We start from the raw sequence: 21,520 nt of genomic DNA, 5'->3' as shown, positions 1-21,520 counted from the left end.
CACCGGCCGTATGTTTTGCCTGCCCTCCGCGGATCGCCCGCTCACAGGACTTTTGTCAGTTTGGGGATGGAAAATGCATCCATTTGTAATTCAATAACAATTTACCAAATTTTAGGTTTCACACCCAGAAAAAATTGTCAACAAACTCACATTTAAAAGTAACGTTCGAATGACAGGCCGTAACTGAGCAGAGAGTTCTCCCGGTTGGTTCGCGACGCACGGTTGTACTTATATGATGTGGTAAGCGCCAGCCACTTGTTTAATTTGAAATCCACCGAGGCGTCTGACCTGAGAATATAATCGCTCCCGTTGGTCAGTGAGTGTTGCCAGAAGGACGTATTGCTGAGGACGATGCTGTTGAAAAGTTCGAAGCGGAACAGCAGACGAAAGGAATTTCGGGTGGTTTCATAGGTATCCCTCGTACCGTCTTCAAGAAGGAGGTCGCTGGTGTCAAACAGAAGTCCGTTACTCAAATTGAATAAGGCCTTGGGCTGGTCTATAATGCTGTAGGCAATGCCGGCACCAGCCAGCAATTGATTGTTGATGTTCAGGGATTCACTGGTATTGTAATTAACGAGTCCCCAGTAATTGAATCGTGGGAAGGTTTTGTAGAGGTTGAAATCCAGCGTAGTTGAGTAGTCGTCGTTTGTAAGCTCCCCGTTTTGCTTCCCATAGACCCAGGCGGTATTGAAATTGAGGCTGAGCGACTTTTTTCTAACGCCAAACTGCGCGGAATTATTTAACAGGTAGGCCTGATTGTCCTTGGTTGTATTAACAGAACCGGTGGAAGAGAGATGAGCCCGATAATTTGTGCTGTCGGTAAACTGCGCCCGCCCTGTAAGCACACAGATAAGCAGCAGAAGGACCTGAATTGATTTCAGCATAATGGTGTTTTTCCTGTTCTAACACCAGGACTGCTTTTCCAGTTTTATAAAACGGGTGATCTATCCAGACCACCCGAACTACTAACACATATGAAACCAATTACTCTTTCGTCGCGTGCTGGTCGACAGCAGACTGGAATGCGGACTTCTCCTGCTCCCTGATATTGTCGGCATACTTAGCCAGATAAGCTTTAGCCGCCGGCACATAGTTGGCCCAATCCTGCTGATTATAAGTATGAATGGTCTTTGCCCGGAGAAACATCTCCTCCGCCGGAGCGCCGTATGGCTTTATAGCTGCCTCTATGGCATTCCAGTCCGGCTTTGCATCTGGCGTAGGCACTTTCGCCTGAATCAGATCGGCAAAAACGATATTCATAGCCTTTACGTACGCATTTCGATCGTTTTTGGCTCTGTTGAGCAATACGGCAAAGCCCTTGTCTGTAACACGCTTCGTCATGCCCTCCATGAATGCGATGTCTTCCTCGGAATAAGGCTCCTTTATCGTAGACAGATACTCATTGCCAAACCTGGCCGCTCCTGCCTTGTCGCCCACCTGACCGGCCATCATAACAAGCCTTTTCAAGAACTTTGGTTCGCGGTTGCCCTCCATATATTTTTGAAGTTCTGCGACATAAAGGGCTCCGGGCTCTGTCAGGTCTGCGTCTTCAGCAGAAACATCTCCGGTCTGTTGCAGCCAGGAGGCTGCGTTAAGGTCAGGGTTTAACTTGCTGTGTATCTTTCTCAATTCAGCAAAAGGAATCTTAACCACAGCGCGGTCATACGTCATCAATCCGTTTTGCTCGGATTCCACATCAAAAGGCTGGGTGTAAATGGATCCACTCATACCTTCTTCCTCAAAAAGTTTAAGGTGCTGATTCATGATCGTGTACTTGGCTTTCAATCCCGCAGGCTTTTCGTTGATGTAGCCCCATTGTGATCCTGGGTTCCACTGGTGGTCCGGAATAAAAACGCCTATTCCGCCAAACTCACCCACCACCTGTGCTTTGCCTGGCTGCTTCACAGAATTCATGGGATCGGGATAAGCATGCACGTCGGTCATATCAGCCGCAACATAAGGGTTTTCCCTCGGCGCCCGCAGCTGTTCATTCACATACAGCAGTTCTCCGGAATGTCCGTTTACAATCCGTGAAGGATCTGTTGCCTTCATCCATTTGGTTAGGCGTTCCTGATCGTACTGGCCCCAGGCTTCGTTGAACAAGACCCAGGTAGTGATGCTCGGATAATTGTGCAACTGTGTCATCGTTTCTTTGGCACCGCGCTCGAACGCTTCCTTCGCCCCTTCTGGCAGCCCCTGATTGGGATTTACCATATCCTGCCATACCAGCATACCGATTTTGTCGGCATGATAATACCAGCGTGCGGGCTCTACCTTTATGTGCTTCCTGATGGTATTAAAGCCCATGGCTTTGATGGCCCTGATATCAAAAGCAAGGGCCTCGTCGGTCGGCGCCGTATACAGTCCTTCGGGCCAGAAGCCCTGATCGAGCGTACCCAGGTTGAAGTAGGGTTTATTGTTCAGCATAATACGGTCTACACCTTTAGCGTCTTTGGCTACTGATATTTTTCGCATACCGAAGTAAGAAGAGACCTTGTCGCCCCCCAACTGTACGGTCAGATCGTACAGGTTTGGCGTGAGTGGTGACCATAGCCGGGCATTTTTAATGCTTACAGGTATTACCGTATTGGCTTTTCCTTTAATCGTTTTCCCGTCGACACTCAGCGTGACCGGCGCGTTGCTGGCAGATTTAACAGTGACGTTGACTACACTCTTATCGATGTCGGGTGTGATATACAGGCTTTCGATATGGGTGGCAGGTACAACTTCCATCCACACCGTTTGCCAGATGCCAGACGTAGGGGTATAATAAATGTTCTCCGGCTTCAGCACCTGCTTTCCGTGAGGGCCAACACCCTCCCCGCTCGGATCGAATACTTTTACCACGATCTCATTCTGACCCTCTTTGAGGGCAGCGGTGATATCGAAGCAGAATTCGGTATAACCACCTTCATGGCGGCCTACTTGGGTGCCGTTTATGAATACGGTAGCCTCATAGTCCACTGCGCCGAAGTTCAGCTTTACTTTATCTCCAGCCTTTAAAGTCGGCTTTGCAAAATTCCGCTTGTACCAAAGGTTCTGTGAGGGCAGCAAGGCCTTCTTTACTCCGGACAAAGCTGACTCTATGGGGTAAGGTACTAATATCTGACCCTCCCAGGCAGATGGCTGAGCCGCGCCCTTAGCCATGATGGCGTAATTCCATAAGCCGTTCAGGTTTGTCCAACCTGTGCGCACGAGCTGCGGACGAGGATATTCTTTTAATGCGTTGGCGGGCGATACATCTTTAGCCCAGCGGCTTTGAATGGTTACAGGCTGCATCTTCCAGTCGCCCTGCTGACCAGAGGCCGCCATTGCTAGCAGGCAAGCCGGGATGCATGCGAGCAGTTGTTTTAGGTTCAATTTAATCATGGTATATTTTAGTTGAGGCAAAAATCGGCATATGCAAGCTGGTGAACTATAGGAGAGGTTTTTTGTGTTAAAAAAGGCGGATGTACACCAAAAGGCAAACTAAAATTTCCTTACAGCGGGGCGTGGCAGCCCTGGTCAGAATTTAATTCTGAAAAAGAAAAGGTCTCCCCATCCGGGCAAGACCTTTTCTCTACTTAATCATCCAATGAAAAAGCGGGCTCCTAACCCTTTATATAACCAAATGTGACCGCCGAAGGCGGCCGATGAGTGGTTCCTCCCGGAACCAAGGGATTAAACCATAAACGGCAACGCACCGATACGTCGTTTATGGACTGCAAATATCATGATGAATGATGACCTGGCACATAGCACGCGATTTTTCAGTAATTTTTGTGCGAAACAGCCCAGAAGTCAAAAATTATATTTGGCCATATGCGCCACTTGCAATACTTCCTCAAAATAATGTTTGCATGTGTTTATTTTAATTTCTAAGTTTGCCGGTGACTAACCCTGAAAACGATTGAAATTTTTTCATTGATTTTAGGATGATTTCTGAATTACTGGACCACACGGATCTTCGGATTCTGAATTTGATGCAGGATGATTGCCGGCTTAGCCCTAAACAGTTGGCCAATCATCTCAAGATTTCTTATAATACCGTGCTTGACCGGCTTAAAAAGCTGACCGATCAGGGCTGTATACTCGGGTATACCACGCTTCTTAACAAGGAGATCGTGTCGGAATACCTGCATTTTATGATTCTCGTGAAACTGCGTGAGCATACCGCTCAGGCGCTTCTGGATTTCAAAATGGCTGTGGATGAAATCGAGGACGTTAAGGAGTGTTATCACCTTACGGGCCGCTTTGACTTTCACCTGAAAGTGTCGGTGCGCGACATGGCCGCTTACAACAAACTGCTTAATGATGTACTTCTGGCGCTACCTAATGTTAATTCCTGCGAGACTGCCTGTGTTATTTCGACGAGTAAGTTCGATACCCGGATTAAACTTACGATGAAATAAGCAAGGCTTCAGTTTGTCGTTCGGATTCGTTAGCTTTGCAACCTTAATTTTTGAAGATACTTAATTGATGTATAGGGAATTTAAACAATTAGAACTGGCCAAGATAGCGGATGAGATACTGGAATTCTGGAAGAAGGAAGGCATTTTTGAGAAGAGTATTTCGTCGCGTCCGGCATCCAATCCGTTTACTTTTTACGAAGGACCTCCATCCGCTAACGGGATGCCTGGTATTCACCACGTAATGGCCCGTGCGATTAAAGATATTTTTTGCCGCTACAAAACGCAAAAAGGTTTTCAGGTGAAGCGGAAGGCCGGCTGGGATACGCACGGTCTGCCAGTGGAACTGGGCACCGAAAAGGAACTGGGCATTACCAAAGAAGACATTGGAAAAAGCATCTCTGTTGAAGATTATAATGAAGCCTGTAAAAAGACCGTGATGCGTTATACGGACGTCTGGAACGATCTGACAGAGAAGATGGGATACTGGGTGGATATGGGCGACCCTTACATCACTTATAAATCGAAATATATGGAGTCGGTATGGTGGCTCCTGAAGCAAATTTACGATAAAGGGCTGCTTTATAAGGGCTATACGATACAGCCTTATTCCCCTAAGGCAGGAACGGGGCTCAGCTCTCACGAGGTGAATCAGCCAGGTGCTTATCGCGATGTAACAGATACGACGATCGTAGCGCAGTTTAAGGCCCTGCCTGACACCCTGCCTGATTTTCTTCAGGGTTTTGGTGATATTCATTTTCTGGCATGGACGACGACGCCCTGGACCTTACCATCTAATACGGCGCTGACTGTGGGTCCGGCTATAGAGTATGTATTGGTTAAGTCTTTTAACCAATATACATTCGAACCTGTAAGTGTTATACTTGCAAAAGCCTTGCTCGGCAAACAGTTCAACAAGATCTATTTTGAAAGCAGCGCTGCTGAGGACTTTCAAAACTTTAAAGCGGGTGATAAAAAGATTCCTTTCGAGGTGCTTGCTTCTTTTAAGGGGGACGAGCTGGTGGGCATCCGTTATGAGCAGTTGCTGCAATATGTGCTGCCTTACCAAAATGCTGAAAATGCTTTCCGCGTGATATCGGGTGATTTTGTAACGACAGAGGACGGTACGGGTATTGTACATACGGCGCCGACTTTTGGTGCGGATGATGCCCGCGTAGCGAGGGAAGCGAAACCAGAGGTGCCGCCTATGCTGGTACTCGACAACAATGGCATACCGGTGCCTTTGGTAGATTTGCAGGGCCGGTTTACTTCACACGTGGGCGACCTGGCCGGCAAATATGTTAAGAACGAATACTATGATGCAGGCTCTGCGCCGGAAAAATCGGTTGACGTGGAGATTGCCATTCGTCTGAAGGAAGAGAATAAAGCTTTTAAAGTTGAGAAATATGTTCACAGCTATCCGCATAGCTGGCGTACGGATGAGCCCTTGCTCTACTATCCTCTTGACTCCTGGTTTATACGCGTTACCGATGTAAAAGACCGGATGTTTGAACTGAACGAGACGATCAACTGGAAGCCTAAAGCTACCGGTGAAGGCCGTTTTGGCAACTGGCTTAAAAATGCGAACGACTGGAATTTATCCCGTTCCAGGTATTGGGGCATCCCGCTGCCGGTATGGAGAACAGAGGATAAAAAGGAGGAGGTGGTGATCGGATCTGTGGAGGAACTGTACCATGCCATCGAAGCTTCTATCGCTGCGGGATTCCAGCAGGAGAATCCGTTTAAAGGCTTTGAGATCGGCAATATGTCGGACAAGAACTATGAACTTGTTGATCTGCACAAAAATGTGGTGGACAACGTTGTTCTTGTTTCGCCTTCCGGTAAACCGATGAAACGGGAAACTGACCTGATCGACGTATGGTTTGATTCAGGCGCTATGCCTTATGCGCAATGGCACTATCCGTTTGAAAACAAGGATAAAGTGGACGGACAGACGGATTTTCCGGCCGACTTTATCGCTGAGGGCGTGGATCAGACACGCGGCTGGTTCTATACCCTGCATGCCATTGGTACGCTGGTGTTCGACAAGATCGCTTACAAGAACGTGGTATCTAACGGTTTGGTTCTTGATAAGAATGGACAGAAAATGTCTAAACGACTGGGTAACGCGGTGGATCCGTTTAAAACACTCGCGGAGTTTGGTCCGGATGCTACGCGCTGGTATATGATCTCTAATGCAAACCCCTGGGATAACCTCAAGTTTGACATTGAAGGTATTGCCGAGATAAGGCGCAAGTTCTTCGGCACTTTGTACAACACGTATGCATTTTTTGCCCTTTACGCAAACATTGATAAGTTTGAGATAGACCTTGATAAGCAAACACCTGTCGCGGAGCGCAGTGAACTTGACCGGTGGATACTGTCTCTACTTCAGCATCTGATTGCCGAGGTGGATGAAAGCTATAATAATTATGAACCTACCAAAGCGGCGCGTGCTGTTCAGAACTTCGTGGATGAGCATTTAAGCAACTGGTATATCCGTTTGTCGCGCCGCCGTTTCTGGAAGGGAGAAATGACCGCTGACAAGAAGGCTGCTTACGAAACGCTGTACACCTGTCTGAACAGCGTAGCCCAATTGATGGCTCCAATCGCACCATTCTTTGCGGACTGGCTGTTCCTGAACCTGAACGCCGGCAACGCAAAAAACACCTGCGAGTCGGTACACCTCACTTTGCTGCCTGACGCTGACAGCAAGCTGGTAGACGAGGAACTGAATGAGCGTATGCGTTTGGCTCAGGATATTTCTTCTATGGTCTTATCTCTTCGTAAAAAAACAGGCATCAATGTAAGGCAGCCTCTTGCCAGGATACTTATTCCGGTGCTCGATAATAAATTTGCTGAGCGGGTTGATCTGGTAAAGGAGCTGATTCTTTCCGAAACCAATATTAAGGATATTGAATATATCACGGATACGGCGGGACTGATTACCAAGAAGATAAAGCCGAACTTTAAGGCATTAGGCCAGAAAGCCGGTAAAGACATGAAGGCGGTTGCTCAGGTAATCTCGGATTTCAATCAGGATGACATCGCCGCACTGGAAAAAGATGGTCACATTGCTATATTGGAGGGCAGGTACGATATTCAGCTTACAGATGTGGAGATCATGGCTGAGGATATTCCGGGATGGCAGGTGACCAGTATGGGCAGCCTGACTGTGGCACTGGACGTGACCATTACAGATTCACTGAAGCGTGAAGGCTTATCAAGAGAACTGATCAACAGGATACAGAATCTGCGTAAGGAGATGGGCTTTGAGGTGACCGACCGTATTAAAGTAACATTACAGTATGAGAAACAGCTTGCCGACGCGGTAGATCAAAATAAAACTTACATTTGTTCGGAGATCTTGGCCGACGAGATTGCGATAGCGGAAAGCATTGACAAGGGAAACAAAATAGTAATCGATGATGTTGAACTACAAATTTTGATTACACAACAATAGATTATATTATGGAAAAAGAAAAAACCAGGTATTCCGACAGCGAATTGCAGGAATTTAAAGAACTGATCCAGGAAAAACTGCGCATGGCGAGAGAAGAGTTTCTTGACCTAAGCAGTTCATTGAGCAACCCTAATTCTAATGGTACCGAGGATACTTCAGGAACATATAAAACGCTTGAAGACGGATCCGCTACCTTGGAGAAGGAACAACTTAACCAATTGGCTGCGCGGCAAAAGAAGTTCATCGAGAACCTTGAAGCTGCTCTTGTCCGTATTGAAAATAAGACTTATGGTATTTGCAGGGAAACTGGTAAACTGATTCAGAAGGAGCGTTTACGCGCCGTGCCTCATGCTACATTAAGTATAGAAGCCAAACTGAAGCAGTCATAATGAAAGGCTATACCAAACCCTTACTGCTTATTTTATTTGTGTTGGTGGCCGACCAGGCCTTAAAAACCTGGATTAAAACCAATATGTATCTGGGCCAGGAGTTCAAGATCATTGGCGACTGGTTCATTATACACTTCACTGAAAACAATGGAATGGCTTTCGGGCTCGAATTTGGCGGTGAATTCGGCAAGCTTGCGTTATCCCTTTTCCGCATCGCAGCCGTGGCTGGAATTGGTTACGGATTGCATTATTTGATACAGAAGAAATATCATAGGGGACTTATTCTGAATGTCGCCCTCATCTTTGCAGGGGCCCTTGGAAACATTATTGACTCTGTTTTCTACGGCGTGATCTATGAGTATGCCAGCCTTTTTCACGGGCGGGTGGTAGATATGTTCTACTTCCCCATCTTAAAAGGGGTTTTCCCACAGTGGGTCCCGATATGGGGCGGAGAAGATTATATCTTTTTCAGACCGGTATTCAATATCGCTGACGCAGCCATATCTGTGGGTGTTGTGATTATCCTGCTCTTCCAGAAGACTTACTTTAAAGAAGATATGCAGGAAGAAATTGGCCCTAACAATGAGGTAGTTGAGGATTAGTTATATGCAGGCTTGTGGAATTGGCACATTCTTTTCATCATAATTCCAAATACACAAAAAACGAAGAATGATGAAGAAACTATTCACTTTGGCCATAGCAGCACTCTTTAGCTTCAGTGCGCTGGCTCAGCAGGCAGACCTCAGAAAAAAGATCAGCGTTAGCGGGTCTGCGGAAACCGAGGTAACACCGGATATAATTTACTTGTCGATTTCGCTTAAGGAATACCTGAAAGACAACAACAGTAAGAAAAAGATAGATATTACAACGCTTGAAAACCAGCTTTATGCTGCTGTGCAACGCGCTGGAATCGACAAATCGAATCTGACGATCAATAATCTAAGCAGTTATAATAACGTGACTGAAAAGAAGAAGAACCCGGATTTTCTGGCCAGCAAGCAGTACAAACTGAAGGTAACTGACCTGAATAAATGGAATGATATTATAGGAGCGATCGATCCGAAAGGTATTGCCTACACCAATATCGACAGCTACGATTATTCGAAGATCGAGGACCTGAAGAAGGAACTTAAAATAAAAGCGCTGCAAGCCGCTAAATTGAAAGCGACCTATCTTGTTGAAGCACTTGGTGAAAAACTGGGTAGCGTTATTGACATCCAGGAGATCAACAATGAACAATTTCCTCAGCCGATGTACAGAAATGTGATGATGATGAAGGCGGAAAGTGCAGATGCCGCTGCCAACGCCCCGGCAGAAATCGACTTTAAGAAGATCAAGCTGAATTACATAATGAATACCGTGTTCGAGATAAGATAGGCGCTGACTACTTGAGAAGACACTTTCACACGAACAACATTCGGAAACCTACCAAAACGTTTTGGTAGGTTTTTTGTTATTCTGTCATTGTATCATTAAACTCAACATTATGAAAAAATTTATTTACTCGTTGGCGCTGGTATTTACACTAGCCATTACCGCAGATACTGCTTACGCGGCAGACAAGGATAAAAAAGCCAAAACGGAACTAACTGCAGAGCAGAAAGTACAGTTGGAGCGGATTAAAACACGCGTTGAGGAAATCCGTGACATGGACAAATCGGATCTTTCAAAAGAAGAGCGAAAAGCCTTACGTAAAGAACTTAAGGAACTGAAACAGGAAGCACGTGCGATGAGCGGCGGTGTATACCTGTCGGTTGGTGCAATCATCATCATTATCCTGCTGTTGATCCTGATCTTGTAGACCACGCATACTAACTACCTATATAATCTATCTATGAAAAAAAGCTTCCCTCGGGAAGCTTTTTTTATTCTCTCGATTAGAGCGGGGCTAGCTGATGTACTCAAATCCCGCATAGGGCACAAGTACTTCCGGTAAACGGATACCGCTTTCGGTCTGGTTGTTCTCCAGCAAAGCCGCCACAATACGCGGCAGGGCCAGTGCACTTCCGTTTAGGGTATGGGCCAGTTGTGTTTTGCCAGAAGCGCCTTTGAACCGAAGTTTGAGCCGGTTACTCTGAAAAGTTTCAAAATTGGACACAGAAGACACTTCCAGCCAGCGCTGCTGCGCAGCACTCCAGGCTTCCATATCGTAGGTCATTGCTGATGCAAAACCCATGTCGCCCCCACACAGCCGCAAGACGCGGTAATGCAAGCCGAGGTCGCGCAACAACGACTGCACGTAACTGCTCATCTCTTCCAGGATGTCGTATGATTTATCCGGATGGGCAACCTGTACCACTTCCACTTTATCGAACTGGTGCAGGCGGTTAAGACCGCGGACATGTGCGCCGTACGATCCTGCTTCCCTACGGAAACAAGGCGTATAAGCAGTATTTTTTATTGGAAGCTCGTCTTCTTTTAAGATCACATCCCGGTACAGATTGGTGACCGGAACCTCTGCAGTAGGTATGAGAAACAGATTATCTGTTCCTGCATGGTACATCTGCCCTTCTTTGTCGGGCAGCTGACCTGTACCGAAGCCTGAAGCTTCGTTGATCAGGTGCGGTACCTGCATTTCCCTATAGCCTGCAGCCGTGGCACGATCCAGAAAAAAGTTGATCAGCGCCCGTTGCAGGCGTGCCCCTTTCCCTTTATACACCGGAAAGCCAGCGCCCGAGATTTTTGTACCAAGCTCAAAATCTATTATGTCATATTTGGCTGCAAGCTCCCAATGCGGCAATGCTCCTGAAGGAAGCTGAACCGGTTCGCCGTGCACATAGACGGTCTCATTATCATCGGCGCCGCCGCCTGCTTTTACAAGTTTATATGGGAGGTTCGGCAACTGCACAAGCAGCGCTTGAAGCAATTCTTCCGAAGCGGATAACTGCTCGGATAACTGCTTTTGCTGTTCCTTGCCCGCAGTCGTCTCAGCTTTAAGCTGTTCTGCCTCATCCTTTTTGCCAGCTCGCATCAATTCGCCGATCTGCTTTGCAAGTGCATTGGCACGTGCAGAAAGATTATCCAGCGAAGTTTGAAACTGCCTGCGCTCCTCATCGGCCCGAATAATTTCGTCGACCAGTTCAGGTTGCTTAAAGTGTCTTACACTCAGTCGTTCTAAAACTTTATCTCTATTTTCGCGGATATAATTAACTTGCAGCATTATTCTATTTTTCACCAAAGATAATAAGAGTTATGGATAACCTTACAGCAGGGAAGCTATTTCTCGTGCCTACGCCGATCGGAAACCTGGAAGACATGACCTTCCGGGCGATTCGTGTGCTGAAAGAGGCCGATGTGATCCTGGCTGAGGATACCCGAACCAGTGCGCCCTTACTGAAGCATTTTGGTATCGACAAAAAAGCCTATGCCCATCATCAACATAATGAGCACCAGGCGAGTGCGGAGATTGTCCGATTCTTGAAGGAAGGAAAGAAGGTTGCCCTGATATCTGACGCAGGCACGCCAGCCATCTCAGACCCCGGTTTCCTGCTGGTTCGTACTGCCCTGCAAAACGGGCTGGAAGTGGAGTGCCTTCCGGGGGCTACCGCGTTTGTCCCAGCACTTGTTAACTCCGGTCTGCCAGCGGACGCCTTTGTTTTTGAAGGTTTTCTGCCGGTTAAGAAAGGGCGGCATACACGACTCAAGAAACTTGCAGAAGAGGAACGCACCATAGTGCTTTATGAAAGCCCGCACCGCCTGCTTAAAGCATTGGAAGAGTTTATGGAGGTGATGGGTGCCGATCGCCAGGCTTCTGTGAGCCGGGAGCTGACCAAACTTTACGAAGAAACGGTCAGAGGTACGTTAACAGAAATTAAATCACATTTCGAAAACAATATATTAAAGGGAGAATTCGTAATTTGTATTGCCGGCAAGGCTGAGGAAAAAAAAGCGAAAAAACATTATGATAGTGATAGATAGATTTTTAGGTGAAGAGCAAGACCCGAAAGCGGTAGAGAAAGTTTTGGGCAAACTGGTGGACATGCTTTTTGCCGGCGAAGAGCTGCTTTACATGGCCGTCCAAAAAAAGCCGGCTGTAAATATTCTGCCTGATTGCATCGCGGTAAGCAACAAACGCATCTTCTATTGCGAGCCGGCAAATTTCGGTATCACGATGAATTTTAAGGATATTTCCTGGAAGAGCATTAAGGAAGTATCATTTAAGGAGGAAATATTCGGCGCTAAGTTTATCTGCGTGCCGCTGCAGGGTGAAAATATTGTAACAGACTACATCCCGAAGGTGCAGGCACGGAAGCTTTACCAGATCACCTCGGCACAGCTCGAAAACTACAAGCAGGAACAGCGTGAGCTGGAGCTTGAAGAGAAGCGTTCGTCAGCATCGCAGGTGACGCTGAATACGCTGGCCAATGATAAGCCGACTTTTGAAAAACCCTATGTAGAAACACCGGTAGCACCGGCTCCCCAGCCTGTTGAGCAAGAAGATGAAACTACCCTAAAGCTGAGAAAACTGAAGACACTATATGATAAGCAACTGATCACGCAGGATGAGTACGAGGCAAAAAAGGCTGACATCTTAGCGAGCTTATAAGACAAATGATCCGATTGTTCAATAAACCTCTTTTCCTGGCCCTGCTCAGTGCTTTGTTGCTTTGGCTTGCCTGGCCCCCTATCCCTTATGCAGCGCCCTTGCTGCTTGTGGCACTTGTGCCGCTACTCATTGCCATCTCGGTGATAGAGGAGCGGGCGGGCGTTAAACGGGGAAAACGCATCTTTCTGACGGCAGGGCTCACCTTCCTGATATGGAATACGGCCTCTATCTACTGGATATACAATGCCATTAGCGCCTATAATGATCCGTTTACTGCCTTTCTGATTTCGCTGATCCCCTACGGTTTAGGCGCAGCACTCATGACCTTTGCATTCTGGCTTTACCACCGCTTTAAACGGAACACCAACCGTTATATTGGATATCTTGGGCTCGTATCTTTTTATATTGCCATGGAATACCTTCATCAGGTATGGGAACTCGCCTTTCCCTGGATGACCCTCGGCAATGGCTTTTCCGGCATGGTGGAAATGGTACAGTGGTACGAATACACCGGGGTATATGGCGGTTCGTTATGGGTACTGCTAAGTAACATTGCTGTTTTTGAAATATACCGGTCATTTTCAAAAAGCAACAGCACAGGTTACCGGCTTAAAAGTGCCCTGGTTTGGGTGCTTATCGCCGGCCTTCCGATCGCCTACTCGCTATACCGTTACCACACTTATGCAGAAGAGAAAGTTCCGGTCAACGTAGTAGTGGTTCAACCGAATATTGACCCTTATAGTAAATACGGCAGCCTGTCGGTAAACAGCCAGCTCGACATCCTGACGGGCCTGTCAGATTCCGTTGGCCAGGTTAATACAGAATATTTTATATGGCCGGAAACCGCTGTGCCGAATTATGCTGATGAAGAGAGAATCAGGGAGAACAACCAGTATGAAGAAATACAGGAATTTCTTGCAAAATACAAGAACGGCACCGTTATAACGGGAATAGAAACGGTAAAGCGCTATCCGGATAAGGCGACAATCACTGCCAAGAACACGGGTCGGGGCGATTTTTATGACAATTTCAATGCAGCCATGCAAGTTGAAAATTCCCCTAACGTACAGTTCTATCATAAGTCCAAACTCGTTCCGGGCGTAGAAAAGATGCCTTTCCCGGCACTTGGCGCGTTGCTTGCCCCAGTGTTTGAAGGTCTGGGCGGCACCGTAGGCGGATGGGGCTGGCAGGAAAACCCAGGTGTGTTCTTTGCACATAGCGGCATCGGAGCCGCACCGGTGATCTGTTATGAATCTTTATGGGGCGCGTGGATCTCCCGGGCCGTAAAAGATGGCGCCCAGTTTATCGCCATCATTACCAACGATGGCTGGTGGGGCAATACTTCCGGGAAAGACCAGCACCTGCTTTATGCTAAATTACGTGCTGTTGAGACGAGGAGATACGTAGTACGATCTGCAAATACGGGAATATCTGCGTTTATTAATCAGCGCGGCGATATTATCAAACAGTCGGACTGGTGGACAAAAACCGCGCTTAAGGCCGACATCAACTTGAATGACGAGCAAACCTTCTACGTAAGGAACGGCGATATCATCCCTGTTGCCTCATCCGGAATTTCTGTTGTGCTGGCGTTGCTGATGATCGCAGGTCGGTTCCGGAAGAAGTTACGATAGGTACTTGCCCACAATAGGCATTCTTCTTCCCATACCAAATGCTTTCGGCGATACCCTGAGAATCGGGGGTGTCTGGTAACGCTTAAACTCTGCCGTATTCACCAGCTTGATAATCCTGCGTACAAGTGCCTCTTCGTATCCCTGTGCAATGATGTCAGAAGAACTTTTCCTGAGCTCCACGTACTGGAATAATATTTTATCCAGAACATCATAATCGGGCAAAGAATCTGAATCCTTCTGATCAGGGCGCAATTCCGCCGAAGGCGGCTTTACGATGGAGTTTACAGGAATAAGTTCTGCATCTTTGTTAATATATCGGGCCAACTCATAAACCTGTGTTTTATATACATCGCCAATAACGCCTATGGCGCCGCACATGTCGCCGTACAGGGTGCCATATCCTACCGCACACTCGCTCTTGTTGGATGTATTGAGTACGATATAGCCAAACTTGTTAGACATGGCCATAACGACGATACCCCGGCAACGGGCCTGTATATTTTCCTCGGTTAAGTTGAAGGGCTGACCTGCAAACGCATGTGCCAGCATCCCGTCGAATGCATCAGCTGCTTCCTTAATCGGAATGACCTCGTGTCGGCAGCCAAAGCGTTCTACCAGGTCGAGCGCATCCTTAATAGAATGATCTGAAGAGTATTTTGAAGGCATCAACACTGCCATCACATTTTCCGGCCCCAGGGCACGGCAGGCCAGCGCGCATACCACGGCCGAGTCGATACCACCTGAAAGACCCAGCACGGCTTTAGAGAAGCCGGATTTTTTAAAATAATCGCGTATACCGAGTATTAACGCCTCATAGATCTGCTCAATATCTGGCGCAATGACACGCTCAATCGGCTGGAGCCCCTTAATGTCGCCACCCGCTACATCATAAATCCGCATATCATCAGAGAAATAGGGCATCTCGTCGACCAGCCGGCCATCTCTATCGAACGCCAAGGAGCCACCGTCAAAGATGATCTCAGTCTGCGCCCCAACCTGATTAACGTACAACAGCGGCAACTGATATTGCTTCGCATTATTAGCCAGTACGTTCACGCGCTCCTCATCATGGCAATAGGAGAATGGCGATGCTGCGATATTGATCATCAGATCAGGCCCTTCCTTGATCAACTCGTCCATAGGGCTGGAGACGTACAGCGGATTATTATCTATATTCCAGAGATCCTCGCAAATGGTCAGTGCAATTTTCTGTCCCATAAACTCGACACAACCAAAGTGCTGGGCCGGCTCAAAGTAGCGATATTCGTCAAAAACGTCGTAAGTAGGCAGCAGGGCTTTCCTTACGACCGCCTTCACCTGCCCTTCTTCTATAAAATAGGCGGCATTGTGCAGGTCTTTTCCGGCTTTAATTTCGTTTCTGACCGGTAGGCCGATAATACATGCAACGCCGATGCAGGCCTGGGCTATCCGGGCGGCCGCCTGCTCACATAAATCTATAAATTCTTCAAACTCCAGAAAATCACGCGGCGGATACCCGCATACAGCCAGTTCGGCAAACACCACCAGGTCGGCCCCCTGGGCCTTAGCGTCATTTATACTCGCAATAATCTTGTCTGTATTATAGTCGAAATTACCGATATGGTAGTTAAGCTGGGCAAGTGCTATCTTCATGCAGAATCAATTAACGTTGGGACATTTCTTTAAAACAACACGCCAAAATTAATGCCGATATAATGGTTGCGCACTTTTAAATTGTCAGATTTAGTAATATCCGTAAAGCCATTGTTGAATGACAATCCGGCTGTAAGACTCGTCTGAGGCCCCATATCAAACTCAGCACCAGCACCAATCAGCAAACCGGCGCGGTAAAAACTGGTCGACTTACCCACATCAAGGTCGCGGTATTCAGAACTTCCGGAAATATCCGCATCCTGCTTTGCCCCGATCTTAAAGCCATTGCTCAGGCCAAACTGTCCGTACCAGCGCACATCGTTTATCTTTACGGTACGCAGCTTTATGGAAAGCGGCACCTCGATATATTGCATCATGTACTTCAAGTCGTACGCCGTCTGAACCGGCGTTCCGCCACCGCCCTCTGTAGTCCTGATCTCCGTGCTCCGTCCGTTAACGGTAGTAATGGTCAGTGCGGTCGCAAAACTATAGTTCTGCGCAAAATTAAAGTCTCCCGTCAGTCCGTACGAAAAACCAATAGATACACCGTCAGTTTTTCCGAGCTGTGGTTTAATCCAGCCAACCGTTGGATGTGCGGTAAGCCCCAACCGGAAACCATAAGGCAGACCGGCGGTTTGTGCATAAGAAAACGCTGTGGTGAATAATGTAAGGCAGGTAACAATAATCCTTTTCATATCTGATGTGCTATTCGTTAAATAATCTGCGTTGGCCTATCTTTGCCATTGATGCAAGACAAGCTAAAAACTGGCCAAAGCTATTTATTTTTTCTTTTAATTGGCGTGTTGCTCCTGGTTTCGTGCAAACAAGACAAGCGGCCCGATGTGAGCGCGGTAAAAATTGATCTGCAAACCATGCGGTTCGACAGGGATCTTTACTCGGCACGGAATGTACCACCGGCAAAGGCTGATGCAGCGCTTAAAGCGAAATACGGTAACTTTTACAACGACTTTGTCTTCCGGATGGTGGGTAATCAGGCGTATACCGGTCCGGAAATACTGAACATGCTCTTCAAAGACAGAGCCTACTCCGATCTGCAGCATGAGGTCGACAGCATCTTTCCTGATATAAAAAAATACGATAACGAGCTGCACGAGGCTTTTACCTATATCAAATATTACTACCCGAAAGTAAACATCCCCAGGATTATTTATTTCACCTCCGGCTTTGCGGTGCAAACGCCTGTGGGCGATAACTATCTGGGCGTGGGGCTCGACATGTTCTTAGGTAAAAACAGCAAGTTTTACGGGGCCATTGTGCAAAGCGTACCGACATATCTCTCGCGGCGCTTTACTCCGGACTATCTGGCATCCAGGGTAGTGGAAACCTTTATCAGGGAAGAGCTGTTCCCGGAGCGGGATGAAGACCACTCTTTTTTAGACAAAATGGTTCATCATGGTAAAATACTGTATTTCATGGATAATGTGCTCCCTGAGGATGTTGCAGACACCATTAAGATTGGTTATACGGGCAGGCAGCTCGACTGGTGTAAGACCTTCGAACGCGACATCTGGGCATACTATCTCGAAAATGAGTTCTTATACGAAACGGACTACCATAAGATCCAGGTTCTGCTGGCCGAAGGCCCTTTTACGCCCGGGCTGGGAGAACGGAATGAATCGGCGCCTAAGATCGGCGTTTGGACCGGCTGGCAGATCGTGAGGAAATATATGTCGGAGAACGCAGAGGTATCGCTGCAGCAACTTATGGCTGAAACCGACGCTCAGAAGATTCTCAAGCTGTCCAGATATAAGCCCAAATAGCTATGGTGTAAGGGCCACCAGTTTATCGCCCACCAGCAGGGGAATCGCTTTGCAAATATTCCTTTGAAGACAGAATCGTACGTCGGCCTCGATATTCAAGACCTCTAAACGGTGACTGTGAGACGACTTATACAGGTATCCTCTCAGATCATCTTTGGCCAGCAGATACAAATCCTCGGCGGCTATACTTGAATCGTCAAAATGCACATAATCCTTGCGCAGCGTATTCACAACCGCGCCAGCAAACAAGGTATCCTCCAGATTGAATTTATCCTTCCAGCCTGCGCAAAGCAGCAAAACATTGCGATCCTGTTCGCGCAGCCAGTGGCAAAGGGCGTCGAGATTAAGGAACGAGCCTACCACCACTTGATGAGCCCGCTCGCGCGCCATGTGTAAGGCCTTCGTGCCGTTGGTGGTTGTGAGCACTACGGTTTTGCCAGCCACCTTTTCGGCAGTGTAAGAGAACGGCGAGTTCCCGAAATCATAACCCGGAACCACTTCCCCATCGCGCTCTGCGGCCAGCAAAAATCCAGTGTTGGCGTAGGTCAGACAATCAGACACCTGGGCTACAGGAATGATCGCCGCAGCACCGTTATCGATACCGTAAACAATGGAAGAAGTTGCACGGAGCACATCTATTACTACTACAATGCTTTGCTCAATGTCGTACAGACTGAGCAAAGCCGGCGTCATACATACTTCTATGCTTTTTTGCATTACTGGTGCATGCTATTTAAAAGGGAATTTCACAACCCTGGCCTTAACCTTGCTATTGCGAATATTTATAAAAATTTCTGTGCCTTCTTTGTCCTGGCCTTTGGCTACATAACCCATTCCAATGGCCTTTTGAAGCGAGGGTGACTGCGTACCGGAAGTAACGCGACCTATTACGGTACCTTCTGCATCCACGATTTCATAATCATGTCTTGGAATTCCCCGTTCTATCATTTCAAAACCGACAAGCTTTCTTTTAATACCAGCCTCTTTTTGAGCTAACAGACTCTCAGAATTGGTAAAGCGCTTGGTAAACTTGGTAATCCAGCCCAATCCGGCTTCGATAGGAGAAGTGGTATCGTCAATATCATTTCCGTACAGACAGAAGCCCATTTCCAATCGTAAAGTATCGCGGGCGCCCAAACCTATAGGCTTAATATTAGATGGCTTGCCAGCCTCAAAAATCGCATCCCAGATCTTAAACGCATGTTCGTTATCAAAATAAATTTCAAACCCGCCTGCGCCTGTATATCCTGTCGCGGAGATCACCACATTATCGACACCGGCAAAGGTGCCTTTTACGAAATTGTAATACTCCATAGAAGCAAGGTCGACCTCCGTAAGACTCTGCAACGCTTCTGCAGCCTTAGGACCCTGGATTGCCAGCAGGGAAGTACGGTCGGAGATGTTGTGCATCTCTACCCCTTTATCGTTAAAGCGCTGAATCCAGTTCCAGTCCTTTTCGATGTTGGAAGCGTTCACCACCAGCATATAGGTTTTTTCATCGATCCGGTACACCAGAAGGTCGTCAACAATACCGCCATCTTCGTTAGGCAGACAAGAATACTGCACTTTCCCATCATACAATTTGGAAGCATCGTTGCTCGTAACGCGCTGAATAAGGTCAAGCGCGTCGCCGCCCTTCAGAATGAACTCACCCATATGGCTTACATCAAAAACACCTACACCGTTTCTTACAGTTGCATGTTCTACATTGATGCCTTCATATTGAACCGGCATATTGTAACCGGCAAATGGTACCATTTTGGCGCCTAAAGCGACATGCTTTTCTGTTAATGCAGTATTCTTCATAATTAAGTATAGTTAAAACGAGGGCAAAAGTACATAAAATTTAAGCACTTGCCAGTTTCTGGTAGACATTGACCATTCTTTCCGCAATAACGTTGATGTCATGATCGCGTTCGGCAGTTTGCCGTGCACTGTTCCCTATCTCGCGCCACCTGTTCGGATTGGTTATACACTGAAGGATAGAGCGGTAAAACTCATCGGCGGTGTTGGCAATCAGGATGTCTTTACCATTACTGTAATTGATCCCCTCTGCGCCCATGCTCGTCGCAATAATGCATTTGTTCATGGCCATTCCTTCGATAATTTTGACCCGCATCCCGCTTCCGGATAGTAGAGGGACAATCATAATGGCTTTCGAGTTTATAAACTCCGCGGCATCGAAAACCTCCCCTTCGACGACAACATTATCAGAATCATAATCGAAGAACTCCCGCTGCATATGTTTACCCGCAATATAGAAACGTAGCTCACTGCTCAGCTTTTCAATATCCGGCCATATCTCGTTGAGAAACCATTCCAGTCCCTCTTTATTGGGCCGCCAGTCCATAGCCCCTAAATGAAATAAGGTCGGAAAACTCGTTTTGGAGGCATCGGCAGCATAATTGTTAAAATCCAGTGCAACAGGCACCACGTCTATACCGGCGCTTCCACCAAAGCGCAAAATGCTCTGCCTGTCCTGCTCACTGATGGCGAAGATCTGATCAAAACGGTTGATCTGCTCTGTTTCATATTGTCGCAGGCGCCTGGCCAGAAACTGCAGGTAAGCGCGTCTCGGCGCCGAACGTTCGGTCGCCGCGATCCGTTCCCACACCTCAAATTCGATGTTATGCGCGCGGTATATAGTTTTGGCCCGGCTGTTCGCCTTAATGACATCCAGATAGGGCACCACAAACAGACCCTCAAACTGCACGATGTCAAACTCTGTTTCCCTGATTACGTTCTCCAGCATTCGAGCCGCTTCTTCGTGATAGTAGCGAGATACGTTGTACGACTGGTTGGAGAAAATATTGAAAAGCGCGCCCAGCACATTCACTTCCGTGTCCAGATCAAAGGCATAGAAATCGATGTTCTCAAACAGCGGATCGTAGATATCCTCCGTGTCTACCGCATGTTTCCCCGGGTTCAGGCTAAACAAGGTTATCTCCACACCCTGCCGCAACAATCCCTTTATCGTATTGTACACAACGATTGGGTAGCCACTGTTGGGCGGAAAAGGAACTCTGCTTGTCAGGATCAATGCTTTCACCGAAGTGAAAATAACCAATTATCCGGCGTTTTCAAAGACCAGTTCGAGCTGTGGATCTGTTATAGAGAAAGTTTTACGATGAAATGGAGATAGCCCGTGTTCAATGGCTGCCGTACGGTGAGCTACGGTAGGGTAACCTTTGTTCTGACTCCATTTGTAGTGAGGGAATTCAGGACAAATCCGTTCCATGTATTCGTCGCGGTGCGTCTTTGCAAGAATGGAGGCCGCCGCAATGTTCAGGTACTTGCCGTCGCCCTTAATGATGCAGGTATGCGGAATATCTGGATAAGCTTTAAATCGGTTACCGTCTATACTCAGGTATTGCGGCCGTACGCCCAATTTGTCAACCGCCCGGTGCATGGCAAGAAATGATGCATTCAAAATGTTGATACGGTCTATCTCGTCATTGTCCACCTCGGCTACAGCCCAGGCTATCGCCTCCCGTTCAATGATGACGCGCAAACGGCAACGCTGTTCATGCGTTAGTTTCTTTGAATCGGTCAGTTCCCCCGCCACGAAATCTTTAGGAAGTATCACTGCAGCCGCGAACACGGGCCCGGCCAGACAGCCGCGGCCTGCTTCGTCACACCCTGCTTCCAGGAGCTCATTCTGATAACTGTGCAGCAACATAAAAACAA

General features: G+C 47.4%; 19 protein-coding genes. 10 read left to right on the top strand and 9 right to left on the bottom strand.

Going from position 1 to position 21,520, the window contains the following annotated elements; translation table 11 throughout:
• Window positions 1–152 precede the first annotated feature (152 nt).
• Together QEP07_RS12870 and QEP07_RS12865 are read right to left on the bottom strand one after the other, a co-directional pair.
• A complete protein-coding gene (locus QEP07_RS12870; RefSeq protein WP_285010580.1) occupies window positions 153–884 on the bottom strand; it encodes a DUF481 domain-containing protein in 732 nt (243 codons plus the stop codon).
• Between the two features lie 100 nt (window positions 885–984).
• Window positions 985–3,369 (bottom strand): glycoside hydrolase family 2 protein, encoded by a 2,385-nt coding sequence (locus tag QEP07_RS12865; protein WP_285010578.1) that lies wholly within the window; start codon window positions 3,367–3,369, stop codon window positions 985–987.
• A gap of 545 nt (window positions 3,370–3,914) precedes the next feature.
• Here QEP07_RS12865 and QEP07_RS12860 point away from each other — a divergent pair.
• The 6 genes from QEP07_RS12860 to QEP07_RS12835 all read left to right on the top strand — a co-directional run bounded on the left by QEP07_RS12860 (window position 3,915) and on the right by QEP07_RS12835 (window position 10,041).
• Window positions 3,915–4,391 (top strand): Lrp/AsnC family transcriptional regulator, encoded by a 477-nt coding sequence (locus QEP07_RS12860; protein WP_256001962.1) that lies wholly within the window; start codon window positions 3,915–3,917, stop codon window positions 4,389–4,391.
• A gap of 67 nt (window positions 4,392–4,458) precedes the next feature.
• Window positions 4,459–7,851 (top strand): isoleucine--tRNA ligase, encoded by a 3,393-nt coding sequence (gene ileS, locus QEP07_RS12855; protein ID WP_285010576.1) that lies wholly within the window; start codon window positions 4,459–4,461, stop codon window positions 7,849–7,851.
• Between the two features lie 8 nt (window positions 7,852–7,859).
• Window positions 7,860–8,240: a TraR/DksA family transcriptional regulator gene (locus QEP07_RS12850; RefSeq protein ID WP_256001964.1), complete on the top strand. Its 381-nt coding sequence runs from the start codon at window positions 7,860–7,862 to the stop codon at window positions 8,238–8,240.
• Entirely contained in the window at window positions 8,240–8,842 is a 603-nt protein-coding gene (locus QEP07_RS12845; RefSeq protein WP_285010575.1) for a lipoprotein signal peptidase, read from the top strand. Before QEP07_RS12850 ends, QEP07_RS12845 begins: the two co-directional genes overlap by 1 nt.
• A gap of 67 nt (window positions 8,843–8,909) precedes the next feature.
• The gene (locus tag QEP07_RS12840; protein WP_437126689.1) at window positions 8,910–9,617 is read left to right on the top strand and encodes an SIMPL domain-containing protein; all 708 of its coding nucleotides are present in this window, start codon (window positions 8,910–8,912) and stop codon (window positions 9,615–9,617) included.
• Window positions 9,618–9,726: 109 nt separating this feature from the next.
• Entirely contained in the window at window positions 9,727–10,041 is a 315-nt protein-coding gene (locus QEP07_RS12835; RefSeq protein ID WP_285010573.1) for an OmpH/Skp family outer membrane protein, read from the top strand.
• Between the two features lie 87 nt (window positions 10,042–10,128).
• Here the strand turns inward: QEP07_RS12835 and serS are convergent, their stop codons facing one another.
• A complete protein-coding gene (gene serS, locus QEP07_RS12830; RefSeq protein WP_285010571.1) occupies window positions 10,129–11,400 on the bottom strand; it encodes a serine--tRNA ligase in 1,272 nt (423 codons plus the stop codon).
• A gap of 32 nt (window positions 11,401–11,432) precedes the next feature.
• Between serS and rsmI the strand changes: the two genes are divergently transcribed.
• From rsmI to lnt, 3 genes are read left to right on the top strand one after another with little or no spacing between them, the layout of a single operon-like run.
• Window positions 11,433–12,158 carry a 16S rRNA (cytidine(1402)-2'-O)-methyltransferase gene (gene rsmI, locus QEP07_RS12825; protein ID WP_285010569.1) on the top strand — a complete coding sequence of 242 codons (726 nt, stop codon included), beginning with the start codon at window positions 11,433–11,435 and terminating at the stop codon, window positions 12,156–12,158.
• The gene (locus QEP07_RS12820) at window positions 12,142–12,786 is read left to right on the top strand and encodes a PH domain-containing protein (protein WP_256001969.1); all 645 of its coding nucleotides are present in this window, start codon (window positions 12,142–12,144) and stop codon (window positions 12,784–12,786) included. Before rsmI ends, QEP07_RS12820 begins: the two co-directional genes overlap by 17 nt.
• Before the next feature lie 5 nt (window positions 12,787–12,791).
• On the top strand, window positions 12,792–14,420 hold the full coding sequence (gene lnt / locus QEP07_RS12815) for an apolipoprotein N-acyltransferase (protein ID WP_285010568.1): 1,629 nt from the start codon (window positions 12,792–12,794) through the stop codon (window positions 14,418–14,420).
• Here lnt and QEP07_RS12810 read toward each other — a convergent pair.
• Window positions 14,412–16,052: an NAD+ synthase gene (locus QEP07_RS12810; protein ID WP_285010567.1), complete on the bottom strand. Its 1,641-nt coding sequence runs from the start codon at window positions 16,050–16,052 to the stop codon at window positions 14,412–14,414. The genes lnt and QEP07_RS12810 overlap by 9 nt on opposite strands.
• A 29-nt stretch (window positions 16,053–16,081) precedes the next feature.
• Window positions 16,082–16,747, bottom strand: a complete 666-nt coding sequence (locus tag QEP07_RS12805) for a porin family protein (RefSeq protein WP_285010550.1) — start codon at window positions 16,745–16,747, stop codon at window positions 16,082–16,084.
• Window positions 16,748–16,798: 51 nt separating this feature from the next.
• Here QEP07_RS12805 and gldB point away from each other — a divergent pair, with 51 nt between their 5' ends.
• Complete coding sequence (gldB, locus tag QEP07_RS12800) at window positions 16,799–17,833, top strand: gliding motility lipoprotein GldB (protein WP_285010548.1); 1,035 nt, start codon at window positions 16,799–16,801, stop codon at window positions 17,831–17,833.
• Here gldB and QEP07_RS12795 read toward each other — a convergent pair whose 3' ends face one another.
• The 4 genes from QEP07_RS12795 to rnhB are packed head-to-tail and all read right to left on the bottom strand — an operon-like array spanning window position 17,834 to window position 21,512.
• Window positions 17,834–18,550, bottom strand: coding sequence for a 2-phosphosulfolactate phosphatase (locus QEP07_RS12795; protein ID WP_285010546.1), 717 nt, complete (start codon window positions 18,548–18,550; stop codon window positions 17,834–17,836).
• A gap of 12 nt (window positions 18,551–18,562) precedes the next feature.
• The gene (gene gcvT, locus QEP07_RS12790) at window positions 18,563–19,639 is read right to left on the bottom strand and encodes a glycine cleavage system aminomethyltransferase GcvT (protein ID WP_285010545.1); all 1,077 of its coding nucleotides are present in this window, start codon (window positions 19,637–19,639) and stop codon (window positions 18,563–18,565) included.
• Window positions 19,640–19,679: 40 nt separating this feature from the next.
• Entirely contained in the window at window positions 19,680–20,882 is a 1,203-nt protein-coding gene (locus tag QEP07_RS12785) for a glycosyltransferase family 4 protein (RefSeq protein ID WP_285010544.1), read from the bottom strand.
• An 18-nt stretch (window positions 20,883–20,900) separates the two neighbouring features.
• Window positions 20,901–21,512 (bottom strand): ribonuclease HII, encoded by a 612-nt coding sequence (gene rnhB / locus QEP07_RS12780; RefSeq protein WP_256001977.1) that lies wholly within the window; start codon window positions 21,510–21,512, stop codon window positions 20,901–20,903.
• Window positions 21,513–21,520 lie beyond the last annotated feature (8 nt).

Source organism: Pedobacter faecalis (genome assembly GCF_030182585.1).
Lineage (GTDB): Bacteria > Bacteroidota > Bacteroidia > Sphingobacteriales > Sphingobacteriaceae > Pedobacter > Pedobacter faecalis.
The sequence above is the reverse complement of the archived record's forward strand: the minus strand, read 5'-3'. Positions and strand labels throughout refer to the sequence as shown.